Source organism: Salinicola avicenniae (genome assembly GCF_023736115.1).
Classification (GTDB): domain Bacteria; phylum Pseudomonadota; class Gammaproteobacteria; order Pseudomonadales; family Halomonadaceae; genus Salinicola; species Salinicola avicenniae.
Map to the genome: position 1 here is coordinate 375,807 of NZ_JAKQZC010000005.1, position 16,590 is coordinate 392,396.

General features: G+C 62.8%; 11 protein-coding genes. 3 read left to right on the plus strand and 8 right to left on the minus strand.

Features of this window, described 5'->3' with window-relative positions; genetic code table 11:
- Positions 1-83: 83 nt before the first annotated feature.
- The 8 genes from MC381_RS13870 to MC381_RS13905 all read right to left on the minus strand — a co-directional run bounded on the left by MC381_RS13870 (position 84) and on the right by MC381_RS13905 (position 9,773).
- On the minus strand, positions 84-1,400 hold the full coding sequence (locus MC381_RS13870) for a TRAP transporter large permease (protein ID WP_251978336.1): 1,317 nt from the start codon (positions 1,398-1,400) through the stop codon (positions 84-86).
- A gap of 30 nt (positions 1,401-1,430) precedes the next feature.
- Entirely contained in the window at positions 1,431-1,928 is a 498-nt protein-coding gene (locus tag MC381_RS13875) for a TRAP transporter small permease (protein ID WP_251978337.1), read from the minus strand.
- The gene (dctP, locus tag MC381_RS13880) at positions 1,925-3,022 is read right to left on the minus strand and encodes a TRAP transporter substrate-binding protein DctP (protein WP_251978338.1); all 1,098 of its coding nucleotides are present in this window, start codon (positions 3,020-3,022) and stop codon (positions 1,925-1,927) included. The genes MC381_RS13875 and dctP overlap by 4 nt, the downstream gene beginning before the upstream one ends.
- 119 nt (positions 3,023-3,141) lie before the next feature.
- Complete coding sequence (locus tag MC381_RS13885) at positions 3,142-4,581, minus strand: N-acyl-D-amino-acid deacylase family protein (protein ID WP_251978339.1); 1,440 nt, start codon at positions 4,579-4,581, stop codon at positions 3,142-3,144.
- Positions 4,582-4,659: 78 nt separating this feature from the next.
- A complete protein-coding gene (locus MC381_RS13890) occupies positions 4,660-6,066 on the minus strand; it encodes an amidohydrolase family protein (protein ID WP_251978340.1) in 1,407 nt (468 codons plus the stop codon).
- A 110-nt stretch (positions 6,067-6,176) separates the two neighbouring features.
- Positions 6,177-7,097 (minus strand): N-carbamoyl-D-amino-acid hydrolase, encoded by a 921-nt coding sequence (locus MC381_RS13895; protein ID WP_251978341.1) that lies wholly within the window; start codon positions 7,095-7,097, stop codon positions 6,177-6,179.
- Between the two features lie 128 nt (positions 7,098-7,225).
- Positions 7,226-8,137, minus strand: a complete 912-nt coding sequence (locus MC381_RS13900) for a LysR family transcriptional regulator (RefSeq protein ID WP_251978342.1) — start codon at positions 8,135-8,137, stop codon at positions 7,226-7,228.
- Positions 8,138-8,456: 319 nt separating this feature from the next.
- The gene (locus MC381_RS13905; RefSeq protein ID WP_251978343.1) at positions 8,457-9,773 is read right to left on the minus strand and encodes a M18 family aminopeptidase; all 1,317 of its coding nucleotides are present in this window, start codon (positions 9,771-9,773) and stop codon (positions 8,457-8,459) included.
- 131 nt (positions 9,774-9,904) lie between these two features.
- Here MC381_RS13905 and MC381_RS13910 point away from each other — a divergent pair, with 131 nt between their 5' ends.
- From MC381_RS13910 to MC381_RS13920, 3 genes are all read left to right on the plus strand, one after another.
- Complete coding sequence (locus tag MC381_RS13910; RefSeq protein WP_251978344.1) at positions 9,905-12,040, plus strand: carboxy terminal-processing peptidase; 2,136 nt, start codon at positions 9,905-9,907, stop codon at positions 12,038-12,040.
- Between the two features lie 303 nt (positions 12,041-12,343).
- Positions 12,344-14,071, plus strand: a complete 1,728-nt coding sequence (gene ligB / locus MC381_RS13915; RefSeq protein WP_251978345.1) for an NAD-dependent DNA ligase LigB — start codon at positions 12,344-12,346, stop codon at positions 14,069-14,071.
- A gap of 352 nt (positions 14,072-14,423) precedes the next feature.
- The gene (locus tag MC381_RS13920) at positions 14,424-16,589 is read left to right on the plus strand and encodes a capsule polysaccharide biogenesis protein (RefSeq protein WP_251978346.1); all 2,166 of its coding nucleotides are present in this window, start codon (positions 14,424-14,426) and stop codon (positions 16,587-16,589) included.
- Position 16,590: the final 1 nt, after the last annotated feature.

Here is a 16,590-nt window from a genome sequence, read left to right on the forward strand (position 1 = left end):
ACAGGTTGCACGCCCGCCCATAACGGGGCGCACTTTACGTCACAACGGCAGAGGCCTGCCCACATCGAGACGTCTTGGCGTCATCACATCATGCTTTGCGGCAACCATAGCGAGATAGCGGGAAAGGCCAACAACAACGCAAGGATGATCAGATCGCATGCCACGAACGGCCACACCCCGGCGAAGACCTCGCTGATGCGCACGTCCTTCCCTGCTGCGCCAGCCAGCGCAAAGGCATTCAACCCTACCGGTGGCGTTACACCCGCGATCTCGCACATCTTCATGGCGATGATGCAAAACCAGATCGGCTCGTAGCCCAACTCGACAACGATAGGAAAGACGATCGGCAGCGTCAGTGCAAACGCGGCCGCCGGCACGACAACCATCCCCATCACGAACCAGATCAATAGAATCAGTCCTAGCACCATCCAGGAAGGCACATCCCAGGATGTCATGAAACCGGTGATCTCGAAGGGAATGCGTGTCAGGCCGAGAAACCGGCTGAAGAACAGCGCCGCCACGATGATGAAGAAAAGCGTCGTGGTAATGCCGGCCGATTCGCGCAGTGCTGCGCGCAATTTGTCGAGCGATCGTAGCGGACCACTGATGACCCCCAGAACCAGCGCGCCCAGCGCACCGACAGCCCCTGCCTCCGTCGCGGTAAATAGACCTCCGTACAGGCCGCCGATGACCACCCCGCCCAGCAGCAGGATCTGCCAAAGGTCTGCCAACCCGCGCACGCGGTCACGAAGCAAGACACGTTGCTCCTCCTCCAGAGTCGGCGCCAGTTCGGGATTGCGCCACGCTCTCCAGACGATCGACACTGCGTATACCACTGCGGTGAGCACGCCGGGCACGATTCCCGCAATGAATAACTGCCCGACCGGCACGCCGGTGAAGATCGAGAACAGAATGAACATGCCGCTGGGCGGAATCATGGCGGCGAAGGAACCGGCGCAGGCGATACTGCCCAACGCGAAGCGTTTCTCATACTGGTAGCGACGCATCTCCGGGTAGGCAATGCGGCCAAATACGCTAGCGGTCGCCAGCGACGACCCGCAGACGGTCGAAAATGCCGCACTGCCGAATGCCGTGGCAACCGCCAGCGAACCGGGAATCCGCGCACTGACCCGATGTAGGCCCTTGTAGGCGAGCTCAGCAAAACCGCTGGCGGCCGCCAAGGCCCCCATCAGAACAAAAAGCGGCAGAACCGTGAAGGTCGGCGAGGCAATCGCCGTATACATGGTGTCGCCGAGCAGCGAGATGGCGCTGGAGGGCGTCAACAGCATGGCGATACCGATGAACGCGACCAGCAGGAAATTGATCGCGAGAGGCACACCCAGCACGAGCAGTGTCAGCAGCGCCGCGATACCGACGACGCCGATTAGCGTGAAATCCATGAGGGAATCCGTTCAGAGTGGAACCAATAATCAACGGCGACGCAGGCTGATCAGACGTCGACAGAGCTGAAGCGCGTAGAGAGCCAAGGCAGCGAACATCACGAATTTGACCGGGTAGACCTGGATCGGGCGTGGACCGGCGATGGCCTGACGACTCTCCAGCGCACCCACGGCGTTATGCCAGACCGCCCAGGCCACGATGAGCACCGTGAGGAGCGAGACGAGCGTGATGAATCCCTCCAGCAGACGACGCGGCAAACCCGAGAGGCGATCCGTCAGAAACTCGACCCGAATGTGCGCCTCTCGCTCTGCGGCGTGAGAGAGGCCGAGATACACGATCGCAATCATGGTGAACATGGCCAGCTCGGAGACGCCGTAAAGCGGTCGGGAGAAGCCACGGGCGACCAGATCGACCACCATGAACAGTACGACCACAAGCAACAGCCAGCCGCAAAGCTCTGCCAGACATCGATTGAGCTGCGTCAACAGGCGCGGCTTGCGCGCCTGGGACGGGGACGACTCGCTCATGACCCGCTTGCTTCTGAATTCACTTCAGAAGAGGCATCGATGATCGTCTGCATCTGCTCGATGATGTCTCCAGGATGATCGGCGCCAGCCTCCTCGGCACTCTCGATCCAGATGCGACGGTTATCGTCGACGGCCGGCAGAGAGGCAAAACGTTCGATATCTTCCTCGGAGGCGGCGGTAACGGTATAACCCGCGTCCTGCTGCTGCGTGGAGATGCGGTCGAATTCATTGGCGTAGTAGTCGCCGAACGTCTGCTCAGCCTTGGCGGCAGCTTCCTGAAACCAGGCTTTTTCCTGCTCCGAGAGCGACGCCCACTTCTGCTGATTGAGCGTGATGACCATCGGGGAAGCGACCCACAGACGCTGAGTCGTCAGAATGTTGGGCGCCACCTCGTCCATGCCGGTTCGGCTCAGGCTATCGTAGTTGGTGAACACGCCATCGATGGCACCGGACTGCAGCGACTGATAAGTGTCACTCCACGGCACGGAAACCGGCGTGGCGCCCAGGCCACCAAGCAAGTTCAGCACCCACTGACTGGAAGCACGAATCCGCAGCCCTTCGAAATCCTCGAATGACGTGACAGGCTCATTGAAGACCCCTGCATAGGGTAAGTACGGGTAGAGATAGACAATCTTCTGCCCCTGGCGAGAGAACTCTTCACGCAGCGCCGGCACCTGATCGTAGATATCATGGTAGGCCTGCATCTTGCCGGCATAGCTCCCCGGCCCCTCCGGGAACAGCTGGAAGGCGCCATTCAGCAACAGCTGGTTGGGGTAGTAGTTCAGGTTGATGAACCCCATGTCGGCGACGCCGTTCTTGACACCGCCCAACGTCTCGTCACCTTTCAGGACGGAGGCGCCCCAGTAGGGAACGACCTTGAGCTCGCCGCCGGAGACCGAGGCCAGCGCATCGATAAAGCCCTGCTCCGCCTCGCCACGCAGGCCAGTAGGCGAAGTGTTGGTCGCGTAGGTTAGCGTCTGCGCGGCGTGAACCTCGCCGGACAGGAGCGTCGTCCCGGCCGCGAACACGACGGCGGCCAAGCCCGAAGTCAAAAACGTGAACGGACGGGTATCACGGAAAGTTGTCGTTGGCATTGTTCTACCTCAATTGTCGTTGTCATTAGGTCGAGAGGGACGAAAATGCCCCTCCCTCATGGTCAGCGAGCGTCGGGCTGGCGTCTTATACCTTTTTGTCGCCGCGCCATAACACGGCGTTAATCGATAACGCCCTCACGTTTCAGCAACCGCCCGCTACGCTGCTGGACTTCTCCCGCCGTCAGGGCAACGCGACCATTGACCATGACCCATTCGATGCCGATGGCCGGCGTCGCCGGCTCGACGAAGCTGGCGCCATCCAGCACGCTGTCGTAATCGAACAGGGTCAGATCGGCGAAGGCCCCCTCGCGGATGACACCCCGGTCGGTTAGCCCGAAGCGGGCCGCCGACATCGACGTCATCTTGCGAATGGCTTCCGGCAGTGCAAATAGCCCTTCGTCACGGCAGTAGTGGCCGATCACGCGCGGGAAGCTTCCCCATAACCGGGGATGCGGGTTGGGGTCGCTGGGCAATCCGTCGGACCCGATCATCGTCAACGGATGCGCCAGAACACGGCGAACGTCGGCTTCGTCCATGTTGTGGTAGATCGCGCCGGCCGGCATCAGACGCCGCGCCGCCTCGGTCATGTCGACCTCCCACTCGGCGGCAATGTCCTTCAGCAGCTTGCGACCCATGTCAGGGTGTGGCTTGGACCAGGTGACAAGAATGTCGAACTGGTCCGATACGCGCCAGAGATCCAGCGTGGTGGAGCAGGCGGAGTACGGGTAGCAGTCGCAGTTACACGGCTGTCGGGCCGCCGCCTGCTCCAGCTTCTCGATGGCATGCTCGCTCTTGCCCCAGTTCTCGACATCGGCACACTTGAGATGCGAAATCACCAGCGGCACATTGCCATGCGCGGCGGTCTCGAACGCTTCATCCATCGCCTCGAACAGCGTCTCGCGTTCGTTACGCATGTGCGTGGTATAGATTCCCCCCTCTTCGCCGACGACCTTGACCAGCGCCTTGACCTCATTGGCCGTCGCCTGACGTGCATTGGTGTAGGCCAGACCCGTGCTGAGCCCGATAGCCCCCGCGCGCAGCGCTTGGCGAAGCGACTCGCGCATGGTGTCGATCTCCGCCTCCGTGGCAGGCCGATCAAAGCGGTTCATGGCCCCGGCACGCAGCGTGGTATGCCCGATCAGCGCCGCCACGTTGACGGCGGGTTGCGCCGTTTCGACAGCATCGGCGAAAGCCTCGAAGGTAGCGAAGAAGTCATCGCTCTCGCCCAACAGGTTCATCGGGTCGGGCACTTCGCCGGCAAGCTTGACCGGCGAAGCGCTGATACCGCAGTTGCCGACGATCACGGTGGTAATGCCCTGGGTGATCTTGGGCAGCATTGTCGGCTGATGAATCGAACTGTTGTCGTCGTGGGTGTGCACGTCGATAAAGCCGGGGGCCAGGTAGCGACCTTCCGCTTCGATCACCTGACGGCTCGAAGCCGTCGACAGCTCGCCAATGGCCACGATGCGGTCGTCGTATACGCCCACGTCCGTGATATAGGGCTCGGCGCCGGTCCCGTCGACGATGCTTGCACGACGAATAAGGATGTCGTAGGTCATGATGCGTCCTTTGAAACGAATTCGATTCCGGTCATCACGCCGGAAGTCAGCGGAAAGGGACTGTCGCCAGCGCCGGGCTCATTGCGGCGACGCCAGCAGGGTGTCGGGCTCGACAACGATCGCCTCCAGCCCCGCGTCCCGTATACAGGCCTCGCCTGCCGGTGTAGTGACCATTCGCCCACCGTCGCCGACGACGCTGTCGCCATCCAACACACAGGCACCGTGGGCGTAGCTCAGGATCGGGCGGCGTCGTTCAAGATCCAGCACGGTGATATCGGCATCGGCCCCGATACCGAGATGCCCCTTGTTCGATAGGCCAAGAATCCTTGCCGGATGCAGGCTGGCCTTGCGCACAAAGCCCTCCAGGCTCAACGCATCCAGATGCACCAGCGCCAGCCCGCGGGCGACGATATCGTTGCGGGGGATGCCACCACCATCGGTGGCCAGCGCATCGACGGCGTAGCGGCCGTCATCTCGCGTCGCCGTCACCAGCCGCAAACGCGGCTCCGGAGGATTGGCACGAAAACTGATGCCGATCTGGGAGTCGCGTGCCTGCCACGCGGCGACTCCTTCGCGCCCTCCGATCAATTCGATGACACCGTCGCGCTCCACGTTGACCAGCGCCCAGCCGGCCTCGATGGCTTCGCGCATGCCGGCCCTGGTCGGCGAGAAACCGCCGCGCTCGAGACCGAAGATGGCCAGCCGGCTGCCGGGCACGCCCTCGATGCACTCACCGCTGACACCATTGAACGGCGCCAGATAGGACTCGGAGCGGATATGCGGATGCGCGGCCAAGAGCGACAGCGCCTCTTCGCCCTCCTGAACCGCATCGTGGATCTGCCCGCGACAGTAGCTATTGATATGCGCGAGATGCAGGGGGTGTCCGGCACTCAACTCGCAGGCCTCCCGCATACCCTCGATGTTGGAGCCTGCCGACTGGGTGCCGGCATGGAAGGCCACATAAGCACCACGAGAAGCCGCTGTCGCAATGGCCCGAGCCGTCGACTCGGCAGTCAACGGATAGTGCCCACCCAGAAGTTTGAGTCCGATCGCACCCTGCCCGAGCGCGTGTGTCAACGCCCTGTCGATCGCGTGCTGCGAGGGGTTGTCGCTGTCGATCGTGTGCCCCGGTCGCAGATAGTTGACGCAGGCCACACTAAGGCCGCAGCCGTGTCGGGCCGCCAGATCCACGACACCCTCGATTGGCCCCGCCATGTCGAGTGCAGTCGTCACCCCCGCGAGGGCCAGCATGCGATGGCCGCAGCCGCCCCCCAGAAACGGCGAGAGATGCACATGCATATCGACGATACCGGGCATGACCACACGGCCAGCGAGATCATGCTCTCGAGCCGCCGTACCGGCGATGGTCGGCGCCACCTCGACGACCCGCCCTTCGCGGATCGCCACATCTCGGACACCGTGCACACCGTTTTCTGGATCGACGAGCGTGCCATGGCGCAAGAGCACATCGTAAGAGTGACTCATCTGGGCTTCTCTGAGTTGTTGTTGTGTAGGCGGCCGGGGCAACGCATCGGCTCAGGATGGCATGACACCATCCTGGCATCGCACGCCCCGGTCAGACGCGGCGCTGACGATCAGCGCTTAACGCCTGTCTGCGACGTGATTCGACCGTAGTGTTCGACGCGACGGTGGCGCGCGAAGTCGAAAATGGTTTGCTTGCCGAACTGGCATCGATCCATGTCGCAGGTCGCCGTCACCAGCTCGTCGCTCTCCGTTTCGGTGCGCGCGACCACGAAGCCGTCCGGATCGACAATGATAGAGCCGCCCATCAGCGGAAACCCGTCCTCGACTCCGGCCTTGGCAACCGCCACCGCCCAGGTGGCGTTCTGATAGGCCCCGGCGGTAACGGAAAGCTCCGAGTGATAGAGCCGCTTTTCCAGGCCCTCGCCACGGTTCTGAGAGTTGATCGATGGAGTGTTGTAGCCCAGCATCACCAGTTCCACGCCCTGCAACCCCATCACGCGCCAGGTTTCCGGCCAGCGTCGATCGTTGCAGATGCACATACCCATCAGCGTGTCTTCGTTATCGAAGGTTTCGAATCCCAGATCGCCCGGCTCGAAATAACGCTTCTCGAGGTGTTGAAAATCTCGTTCGGTGTCGTACTCGACATGCCCCGGCAGATGCACCTTGCGATACTTGCCGACAATGTGGCCCTGACGGTCGGTCAGAATCGAGGTATTGAAATGCCGGCCTTCCGGCGTCAGCTCGGCATAGCCGAAAGAGATCGCGATCTCGTGCTCACGAGCGCGATCGAACAGCGGCTGCGTTGCGGCATTCGGCATCTCCCGCTCGAACCATGTATCGACTTCGGCCTGATCTTCCATGTACCAGCGCGGAAAGAACGTGGTCAGCGCCAGCTCGGGATACACGACCAGGTCACAGCCTTTGGCCGCCGCCTGATCCAGCAGCGCTATCATGCGCCCCACAACGGCCTCTCGACTGTCACTTTTCTGGATGGCTCCCAACTGAGCCGCACCGATTACCCACTCACGCATGGTCTGTCCGCCTGTTACTGTTGTGTCGTTGATCGACGTCATGCTGCGGATCGACGTCGCTTATCGCACCTCAGTGTCTGCGTTGACCCTGCCGCTGTCGTATACCGATTCATTGCCGATTCATAACTTTATGTTAACTCCATGCCCGACTCCCCGCAGCGGGCGAAAGCGGCATCGAGGTGGCTAATGAAAGCTCGCGCCAGCTGCGATAACGGCTCCGTGCGCGGATAGGCGAGACTGACGATCAGCCGCTGCTCATCCGGCAATGGCACGGCCGTCAAGCGGTCTCCACGCCATCCCCGCCACGTAAACTCGTCAATCAAGGCAATGCCGCCGCCCGCGTCGGCCAACGCGCAGGCATAGTGCGGAGAGTCCACCTCGGTCGCCGGCCGCCAGGGCTCTCCAGCACTCTCGAAGGCCGAGCGGATATGCTGGCCGAACGGCGTCTCCGCGCCGTAGCCGATCAGGTCGAACTGACGCAACTCGGCCAGCGTGACCGTGCCGCGATCCGCCAGTGGATGGTCGACCGGACAGACACAGACCATGCGCGCCTGATGCAACGGATGCACTTCCAGGTTGGGATGATTGACCGGAAACAGCGAAATGCCGAGATCCGCCTGGCGGTCCAGCAGTTGGTCCCGCAGCTGCACATGCCGCTGACAATCCAGGCTGACCCTGACATCGTGCTGCGCCCGGAAGCTGGTAATCGCCCAAGGCACCAATTGATGGCCGAGACTGGAACTGGCAGCGATGCGAACCACGCCGTGCCGGCGCTGCGTCAAGTCATGCAACGTGGTGTTGACGCGCTGGACATCGCGATAGACGTTCTCGACGTCGCGAAACAGCCGGCGCGCCTCCGGCGACGGGTACAGCCGACCTTTGACGCGTTCGAACAACGGGAATCCGATACGCTGCTCGGTGTGCGACAGCATGCGGCTGACCGCCGGCTGGGAGATCATCAGAACGCGCGAGGCCCCGCTGATGCTGCCGGTCGTCATGACAGCCCGAAAGACTTCGATCTGGCGTAAATTGAGGGCCATGCTTTTTCCTTGTCAGCCATAACGTACCGTTAATTCGGCAATGATCGCTGCCAAAGATCAAGGGGAAGCGTACAGGGCGCGCACCGATATGCCGGCGACCGGGGGCCGGCTACCGCGAGGGGGCATAAAACAAGAGGGACATAAAACAAGAAAAGGCATAAACAAATCGGCATAGCCAAAGCGACAGTCGCCGGCGCCGACGGGGATTAACAGTGGATGCCGGGGCTCGCCAGGCTCGAGTGCCGCATCAGGTCACCAGACGGCACACCGGATGACCGGTGTGCCGGGCGAGACTGTCGGTCGAGCCTCGCCTCGCGACTTACTCGACCTTCAGCGACGGCCGCTCGAAAAACGCGGTGAGTGCCCGAATCAGGTACTCGGGGTCGTGCGTGCCGGCAGTCTCGCGAATGGAGTGCATGCCGAACTGGGGCACACCGACGTCGATTGTCGGCACACCGAGCTCGGTCGCCGTGATCGGCCCGATGGTACTGCCGCAGCCCATGTCGGCACGGGTGACGAACTGCTGGACAGGCACGTCGGCTTCGCGGCAAAGATCTTGAAACAGAGCCGCTGTGGCGCTGTTGGTCGCGTAGCGCTGGCTGGCATTCGTCTTGATGACCGGCCCGGCATTGAGTCGGGGGCCGTGACCGGGATCGTGCTTGTCCGCAAAGTTGGGGTGGACAGCGTGGGCATTGTCGCAGGAAATCATCAGCGAACGCTGAATCAGCCGCACGAAGCCTTCGTCGCCCGCCTCGCCTAGCGCCGAGTTGACGCGCCGCAAGACATCAGCGAGGAATGGGCCCTGGGCACCGCAGGCGCTGGCACTGCCGACCTCCTCATGATCGTTGGCCACGAACACCGCACCCTGCGTGCCGTCGCATGCCAGCAGCGCTTCAACCCCGATAAAGCAGGAGAGCAGGTTGTCGAGTCGGGCGCTCGCCAGCAGCTCACGGTTCACGCCAACCCGCGACGGCGGCTGAACATCGTAGAAGCCCAGTTCGAAATCGACGATTTCGGCAACGTCGATATCATGTTGTCGCGCGATCCAGGTTTTCAACAAGCGATCCAGGTCCGGGGCATCGCCGCCTTGCATCAGCAGCGGGGCCATCTGGGTCTGCGGATTCAACGCCCGGCCACTGTTGGCTTCGCGATCGAGGTGAATCGCCAGGCTGGGGATGATCGCGATCGGCTCGGCCACGTCGAGCAGCACCCCTTGCAGTCCGCCGTCGGCTCGACGAACATGCACGCGCCCGGCCAGCCCCAGATCCCGGTCGAACCACGGTGCCAGCAGTGCTCCGCCGTAGACCTGAACACCCAGCTGCAACCAGCCTTGGCTGACGACCGCCGGCTCCGGCTTGAGGCGCAGTGCCGGGCTATCAGTATGTGCCCCGACCATGCGCAACGCTGCCAGGGGTTCCGTCGGCAATTGCAGTGCGATCAGTGAACTGTCGTTGCGCGTCACGTAGTAGCGCCCGCCGAGCGCCAACTGCCAGCACTCGGTCTCGTCGAGCCGCCGGTAGCCGGCGGCTTCCAGTCGGGCGGCGAGATTGGCGGTGGCGTGCCAGGGAGAAGGAGAGCGTGCCAGGAAGTCGATCAATCGGTCGACGCGGCTCGCAGCGTCGTCAGTCGCGGGCATGGGATTCCTCGGATGTTGGTCTGTAGTCGAACGAGCGGGCTGCTACAATGGACCCCGGACCTGAAAAAGATTCATGGATCCGGTGGTCTTCTAGGGAAGAGAGTGTACAGGAAACCGGGAGTGCTTCATTGATGACCCTGACTGTTGCCGCCAGGTGCGCGGCCGCGTGCTTGTTACTGCTGGTCTCTAGCGCTGCGGCGCTGGCCGGCCCCACCCCAACGGATGAGCAACGCCAGGCAGCAAGCGATGTCGCGGAGTCGTTGCAGTATGGCTCCTATGCCGACGTCGACATGAACGACGAGTGGTCACAGCGAGCCTTCCAACGCCTGCTCGACGTACTGGACGACCAGCGCGCCTATCTCCTCCAGCGCGACGTCGACAACTTCAGCGATCTCGAAAGCAGCCTCGACGATGCCGTTCAATCGGGTGATCTCGAGCGTGTCTACGCCTTCTATTCACGTTATCAGGAGCGTGTCGAAGCGCGGCTTCAGTGGCTCGTCGATCGCGTGGACCAGGGCATCGACTACGACTACGCCAGCAACGAGAGACTGGCGCTGGATCGTGAAGACTCCCCTTGGGCCGGCAACGAAGAGTCGTTGGATGACCTCTGGAGCAAGCGCCTGGAAAATGCAGCACTGACGCTCTCGCTCAACGACCAGTCGCCGGCAGAGATCCAGGAAACGCTACATGATCGCTATGCCAATCAATTGAACCGCGTGCGCCAGACCAACCCGGAAGATGTTCTGGTGCTGCTGATGGCCGCGGTGACCGGCACGGTCGACCCGCATACCGAATACCTTTCTCCCCAGCAGAGCGAATCCTTCGACATCCAGATGCGGCTCTCGCTGGAAGGGATCGGTGCGCTGCTGCAGAGCGACGGCGAGTACGTCAAGGTCTCGAGCCTTGTGCCCGGCGGCCCGGCGGACAAGAGCGGCGTTCTCCAGCCGGCCGATCGCATCGTGGCCGTCGGTCAGGGCGAGGACGGCGAGATGACCAATGTCGTCGGTATGCGCCTGGACGAAGTCGTCGATCTCATCCGTGGCGCGAAGGGCTCCACCGTGCGGCTCGACATCATCCCCGCGAAAGCGGTCGACGTGACCCGAACGCATGTGGTCAATATCGTGCGGGATACGGTAAAGCTCGAGGACCAGGCCGCCCACAGCCGCGTCGAAGAGATCGAGCGCGACGGCGAGACGCACCGCGTCGGTGTCGTCACGGTGCCGGCGTTCTACGTCGATTTCGATGCCTGGCAGGCGGGTGAATCCGACTATCGCAGCACCACCCGCGACGTCGCCATGGAGATCAAGAAGCTCAAGGCGCAGCAGGTCGAGGGCATCGTGCTGGACCTGCGCAACAACGGCGGCGGCGCGCTGCAGGAAGCCAACTCGATGATCGGCCTGTTCATCGATCGTGGTCCGACGGTGCAGGTCCGCGATGCCGGCGGACGCATCAATCTCTACGGCGATACCGACTCCGGCGTCGTCTACGATGGGCCGCTGGCGGTGCTCGTCAATCGCCTCTCTGCCTCCGCCTCCGAGATCTTTGCCGGCGCGATACAGGACTATGGTCGAGGCCTCGTCATTGGCAGCCGTACCTTCGGCAAGGGCACCGTGCAAACACTGAGCGACCTGAGCCATGGTCAGATCAAGCTCACACGCGCCAAGTTCTACCGCATCTCCGGCGAGAGCACCCAGCATCGCGGTGTCGAACCCGATATTCTCTATCCCAGCCTGATCGACCCCGAGGAAATCGGCGAGAGCGCGCTAGACAATGCCCTGCCCTGGGACCGCGTTCGCCCGGTGCAATATCGCCTCTACGGCGAACCGTGGCGCTATCTGGAAGCGCTGCAGGATCGCCACGAGCAGCGTATTGCCGATGATCCGGATTTCGTCTATCTCGAGCGACAGGCGCAGCTGAGCAAGCGGCTTCGCGAACAGCAGACCAGCATCAGCCTCAATCGGGAGCAGCGTCAGCGCGAAATGGACGCCCAGGAGGGCGAACAACTGGCCCTGGAGAATCAGCGTCGTCGTTCGCTCGGTCTGGAACAGCTCGACAACTGGGCCGATGCGCGCACGCCAAGCGATGCGGCATCACCCGGCGACGCCTCGTCCGGCGACACCCCGTCCGACGAGACTTCGGCATCCGAGGCGCGCGGCCAGGACGAAGAGGCACGCGCGGAAGAAGAAGACGAGCCGATCGACCGTGCCGAACTCCAGGAAACCTCGCAGATCCTGCTGGACTACGTCCAGTTCAAACAGGCTCAGTGAGCCCAGGCACCAGGCCGTCGCGCGCGGCCTGATTGCCAGATAGCGCTGACGGCCCCGCCATGTGCGGGGCCGTTTCGTTTCCGCGTTCGCCCAGCGACCGCCAGCGGGTCCTGAAAACCGGTCGAACAGGCGCGCCACACGACGACCTCGGCACAGGCAATGACAAGGCCGTCATGACAGGGCCGTCACGACAGAGCCGTGTCGTGGCGTTGACATCGTCGACAGGAAAACAGGCCGCCGAAGCGCTCAAGAAACCGCGATCCTAGCCGTTGAAAGAGACATGGCCCTGAACCGATACTGCTCATGATCTCGCGACGGCGCTGGCTGTCGGCACTGCTGACGACCGGACTGTGCGCCCTGGTTGCCAGTCACACGGTGGCCGGAGAGGCTTCCTCGCAGGGTGACCGTTGCCCCGCCGGTAGCCCGGCGACGCGCCAGGCAACCTACGACTCCCTGACCCGTCAGCTCGAGACGTGGGACGACGCTTACTATCATCACGCACAGCGCCTTGTCGCGGATGGTGTCTACGACGAGGCCAGGCGCCGCTGGCTTCGTTGGCGAGCGTGCCTCGAGCCGGACGCCGAGCCCGCTGGTCCGTCGACACCGTCTTCTCGCGGCGATCTCATCCACCACCCGTATGCGCAAACCGGGCAGCAAAAACTGCCCGACCGTGACGCCATCGAGACCTGGGTGAGCGCCCAATCAGGTGCGCCGCTCTGGATTCAACCCAAGGTCGACGGTGTCGCCGTCACCCTGGTCTATCGCCGGGGCGTGCTGATGGCGGCCATTAGCCGTGGCGATGGCGAATTCGGCCAGGACTGGACAGCTCAGGTCTCTCATGTCCGGGCAATCCCTCAACGCCTTCCGACCGCTATCGATGCCACGCTCCAGGGCGAGCTTTACCTCAAGCTCGAAGGACATACCCAGCAGCGAGACGGCGGCACGGCCGCCCGCGCCACCGTCGCCGGACTGATGGCCAGACATCGACTCTCGCGATCCGATGGCGATCGTATCGGCTTCTTTGCCTGGGCCTGGCCCGACGGACCGCGAGACGGCACCCAGCGGCTGTCGCGACTGACGGCTCTCGGCTTCGGTGACACCGCCACCTATACTCGAGCGGTCACCCGTACCGCTCAGATCGCGCGCTGGCGTCAGCACTGGTTCCAAGCCGCCCTCCCTTTCGCGTCGGATGGTGTGGTGATCAAGCGCCGGGAGCGGCCAGACGGGACCCGGTGGCAAGCGACACCGCCTGACTGGAGCACCGCCTGGAAATATCCGGCCAGCCGGACCCTGGCCGTGGTGACCGATATCGATATCTCCGTCGGTCGCACCGGTCGCCTGACCCCGGTCGCGCAACTGCGCCCGGTCGAACTCGCCGACCGGCAGATCAGCGCGGTGAGTCTGGGCTCGGTGGCGCATTGGCGCGAACTGGACGTCCGCCCAGGCGATCAGGTAATGCTATCCCTCGCCGGCGCAACGATCCCGCACCTGGATCGTGTGGTTCTGCCGTTGCAGCCACGCCCGAGGATGGAGTGGCCCGACGAGAGGCGTTTCAACGCGCTCTCGTGTCTAACGGCCGAAGAAGAAGGCTGCAAGGCACAGTTTCTAGCCCGGCTGACCTGGCTGGGCGGCCGACAGGGACTGCATATCCCCGGGGTCGGCCCCGCCAGTTGGCAGCTGCTGGTGGATAACGGGCTGGTTCACGGCCTGCTCGACTGGCAGTCACTGACACCGGCACAGCTGGTAACGCTACCCGGGGTCGGCGAGGCTCGCGCCCGTCGCTGGGCGGCGGCCTTTCGGGCTACTCGGGAGGAGGAGATCACACGCTGGCTGGTTGCACTTGGCCTACCGTCGATACCCGACGCGGTACGTGACGACGCCTTGGCAGCGCCGCTGGCTCGTCTGCGCGAGCGCTCGCGCGCGGATTGGCAAACCTATCCCGGCATCGGCGAGGTGCGTGCCGGTGAGCTGGTTAACTTCTTTCACAACCCGACAATGATTAATTTAATCGACATCATCCATAAGTCTTAATAGTTTAATGCCGTATTTTATCGCCCCCCTGATTTAAGCCAACGCCAAATTCACAAAAACGGTTCATGGCAGAAAGTCGACCCCGAGATATAGTCAAACTGTGACAGCGTGTTAAATCGTTTCGGGGTTGCCGAGCTCTTTCACCTCTCAGCATGAAGCGCGCCATGAACGGCGCAGGCAGCAATGTTGCAGATCGTAGCAATCAAATAATGACCCGGCGCAAGTGCCGCCGAGCCTCGCCATTATTTGTGCGTATTTTTCGATCTATTGCCTTAATAAACTTCATGCTTATCCGGCTCCCGAGTTTATCTCGTTGATGACAAACACAACGATTCACGACGTGAGCCGAGCCATGATATCCCAGCGTTCCGCATTGACTCACATGCCGATCACGCCAACCCCGGCGATGACGACGCCGTCGACGATGACGGCGGCCTACCTGTCCATGGGGCTATCGCGCTGGCACGGATTGAAGGCACTGCTGCCAGAATTCCATCGCCTGCTTTATCTTCATGGACGTCTGGGCCGGCAGGTCGATGCCGTACTCGGCTGGGGGCTGAAGCCCAGCGGCGTGAAGGCGCACCGCTACGCGCAGCGCCACCACTTGCCCTACGTCGCCCTGGAGGATGGCTTCCTGCGCTCGCTTCAGCTCGGCATTGCCAAAGCGCAGCCGCATAGCATGATTGTCGACTTCAGCGGCATCTATTACGACGCCGGGCGCGCGTCGGATCTCGAGCAGACGATATGGCGAGCAGATTTCTCCGCCGAGGAGCTGAAGCGTGCCCGGGATGGCCTGCGACAGATCCGCGAGCTGAGACTTTCGAAATACAACCATGCCCCGGACCGATCGCTCTCGCGCGGCGACCGAGAGCGCATTCTCGTGGTCGATCAGACCTGCGGCGACGCTTCGGTCACGCTTGGGCGCGCCAATGCGGCCACTTTCCAGGCCATGCTGGCGACTGCCTGTCGCGAGCATCCGCACGCAGAGATACTGGTCAAGACCCATCCCGACGTCATCGCCGGACGCCGCCGCGGCTACCTGGCAAACGTCGCGGCGGAGCACCCGCGTATACGTCTGATCACCGAGGATATCAATCCTTGGGCGCTGTTCGATCAAGTGGATGTGGTACACGTGGTGACCAGTCAGCTCGGCTTCGAGGCCTTGATGGCCGGCAAACCCGTCCACTGCCACGGCATGCCGTTTTACGCCGGCTGGGGACTGACACAGGACCGCCAGACCTGCGAGCGACGCGGCGTGCCCCGCGATCTGCTGCAGCTATTCGCCGCGACCTATCTGCGTTACAGCCGATACGCCAACCCGATCACCGGACAACCCAGCACACTGGAAGCGACGATCGACCTGATCGCCGATCAGAAGCGACAGCGGGATCGCCTGAGCGGTCACTGGGTCGCCCACGGGTTCTCTCGTTGGAAACGCGGTTTCCTGGGCGATTTTCTGGGCCCCGATGCCCAACTGGCCCATGTGACGAGAGAGCCCCGCGAGACCGACGATACCACTGGAGCTAAGCGCCCGAACGCCTCCCCTGAGGGCTCCGTGGCGGCGCCAATGGCGCATGAGGCCGTCAATCCGGCCACGATTCCGCCACGGCTGCTGGTTTGGGGACGCCTGTGCCCAACGGCCTGGCGGGGCCATGAGCGCCTCTGGCGTGCCGAGGATGGATTCCTGCGCTCCGTGGGGCTGGGCGTGGACCTGACACGTCCTTGCTCGCTTGCACTCGATGCTACCGGCGTCCATTACGCCGGGCGCCGCCCGAGCGATCTGGAAACGCTGCTGGCCACCACCGAATTCTCGCGAAGGCTGTTGCAGCGTGCGGCCAACCTGCGCCGGCGGCTGGTGGCCGAGGGACTGAGCAAATACAACGTGGACCGCCATAGCGGTCAACAGGATCTGACCCGTCTGGAGGTGCTGAAACGACGCCACGTGCCGCTGATTCTGGTGACGGGGCAAGTAGAGACCGACGCCTCGATCACCAGTAATCCGACCGAAATTCGAACCAATCATCAGTTGCTGGCCAACGTCCGCCAGGCCAATCCGCATGCCGTGGTGATCTACAAACCCCACCCCGATGTAGTCTCGGGCGCGAGACTCGGCACCCTGCCACCCGAAGCCCGACGGCTCTACGACATCGAGCTGCCATGCACCGATATCGCGCTGCTGCTCGAGCGCGTGGACGCACTGCACACGATCAGCTCCCTCAGCGGCTTCGAAGCTTTGCTGCGCGGCGTCGAGGTTCATACCTACGGCATGCCGTTCTACGCCGGCTGGGGACTGACGCACGATCGCTGTCGATTTCCGCGCCGCCGCCCGTTGACGCTCGACGCGCTGGTCGCTGGCAGCCTCATCCTCTACCCGGTGTATGTCGCGCCGGGCAGCCGGCAGCTATGCAACGCGGAGACCATCGTCGATCTGCTGACCCGTCAGGCCCGTACGATCCAGCCATCGATCGCCACCCGCTGCTATCGCGTCTATCGCCGTATCTGGGAAGGGAGTCACTGAG

What these genes read in the sequence shown, in the direction of transcription:
- ligB (WP_251978345.1), top strand. Translation starts at nt 12,344, where the DNA reads ATGATCTCGCGACGGCGCTGGCTGTCGGCACTGCTGACGACCGGACTG.
- MC381_RS13885 (WP_251978339.1), bottom strand. Translation starts at nt 4,581, where the DNA reads ATGACCTACGACATCCTTATTCGTCGTGCAAGCATCGTCGACGGGACC.
- dctP (WP_251978338.1), bottom strand. Translation starts at nt 3,022, where the DNA reads ATGCCAACGACAACTTTCCGTGATACCCGTCCGTTCACGTTTTTGACT.
- MC381_RS13890 (WP_251978340.1), bottom strand. Translation starts at nt 6,066, where the DNA reads ATGAGTCACTCTTACGATGTGCTCTTGCGCCATGGCACGCTCGTCGAT.
- MC381_RS13910 (WP_251978344.1), top strand. Translation starts at nt 9,905, where the DNA reads ATGACCCTGACTGTTGCCGCCAGGTGCGCGGCCGCGTGCTTGTTACTG.
- MC381_RS13875 (WP_251978337.1), bottom strand. Translation starts at nt 1,928, where the DNA reads ATGAGCGAGTCGTCCCCGTCCCAGGCGCGCAAGCCGCGCCTGTTGACG.
- MC381_RS13905 (WP_251978343.1), bottom strand. Translation starts at nt 9,773, where the DNA reads ATGCCCGCGACTGACGACGCTGCGAGCCGCGTCGACCGATTGATCGAC.
- MC381_RS13900 (WP_251978342.1), bottom strand. Translation starts at nt 8,137, where the DNA reads ATGGCCCTCAATTTACGCCAGATCGAAGTCTTTCGGGCTGTCATGACG.
- MC381_RS13920 (WP_251978346.1), top strand. Translation starts at nt 14,424, where the DNA reads ATGATATCCCAGCGTTCCGCATTGACTCACATGCCGATCACGCCAACC.
- MC381_RS13870 (WP_251978336.1), bottom strand. Translation starts at nt 1,400, where the DNA reads ATGGATTTCACGCTAATCGGCGTCGTCGGTATCGCGGCGCTGCTGACA.
- MC381_RS13895 (WP_251978341.1), bottom strand. Translation starts at nt 7,097, where the DNA reads ATGCGTGAGTGGGTAATCGGTGCGGCTCAGTTGGGAGCCATCCAGAAA.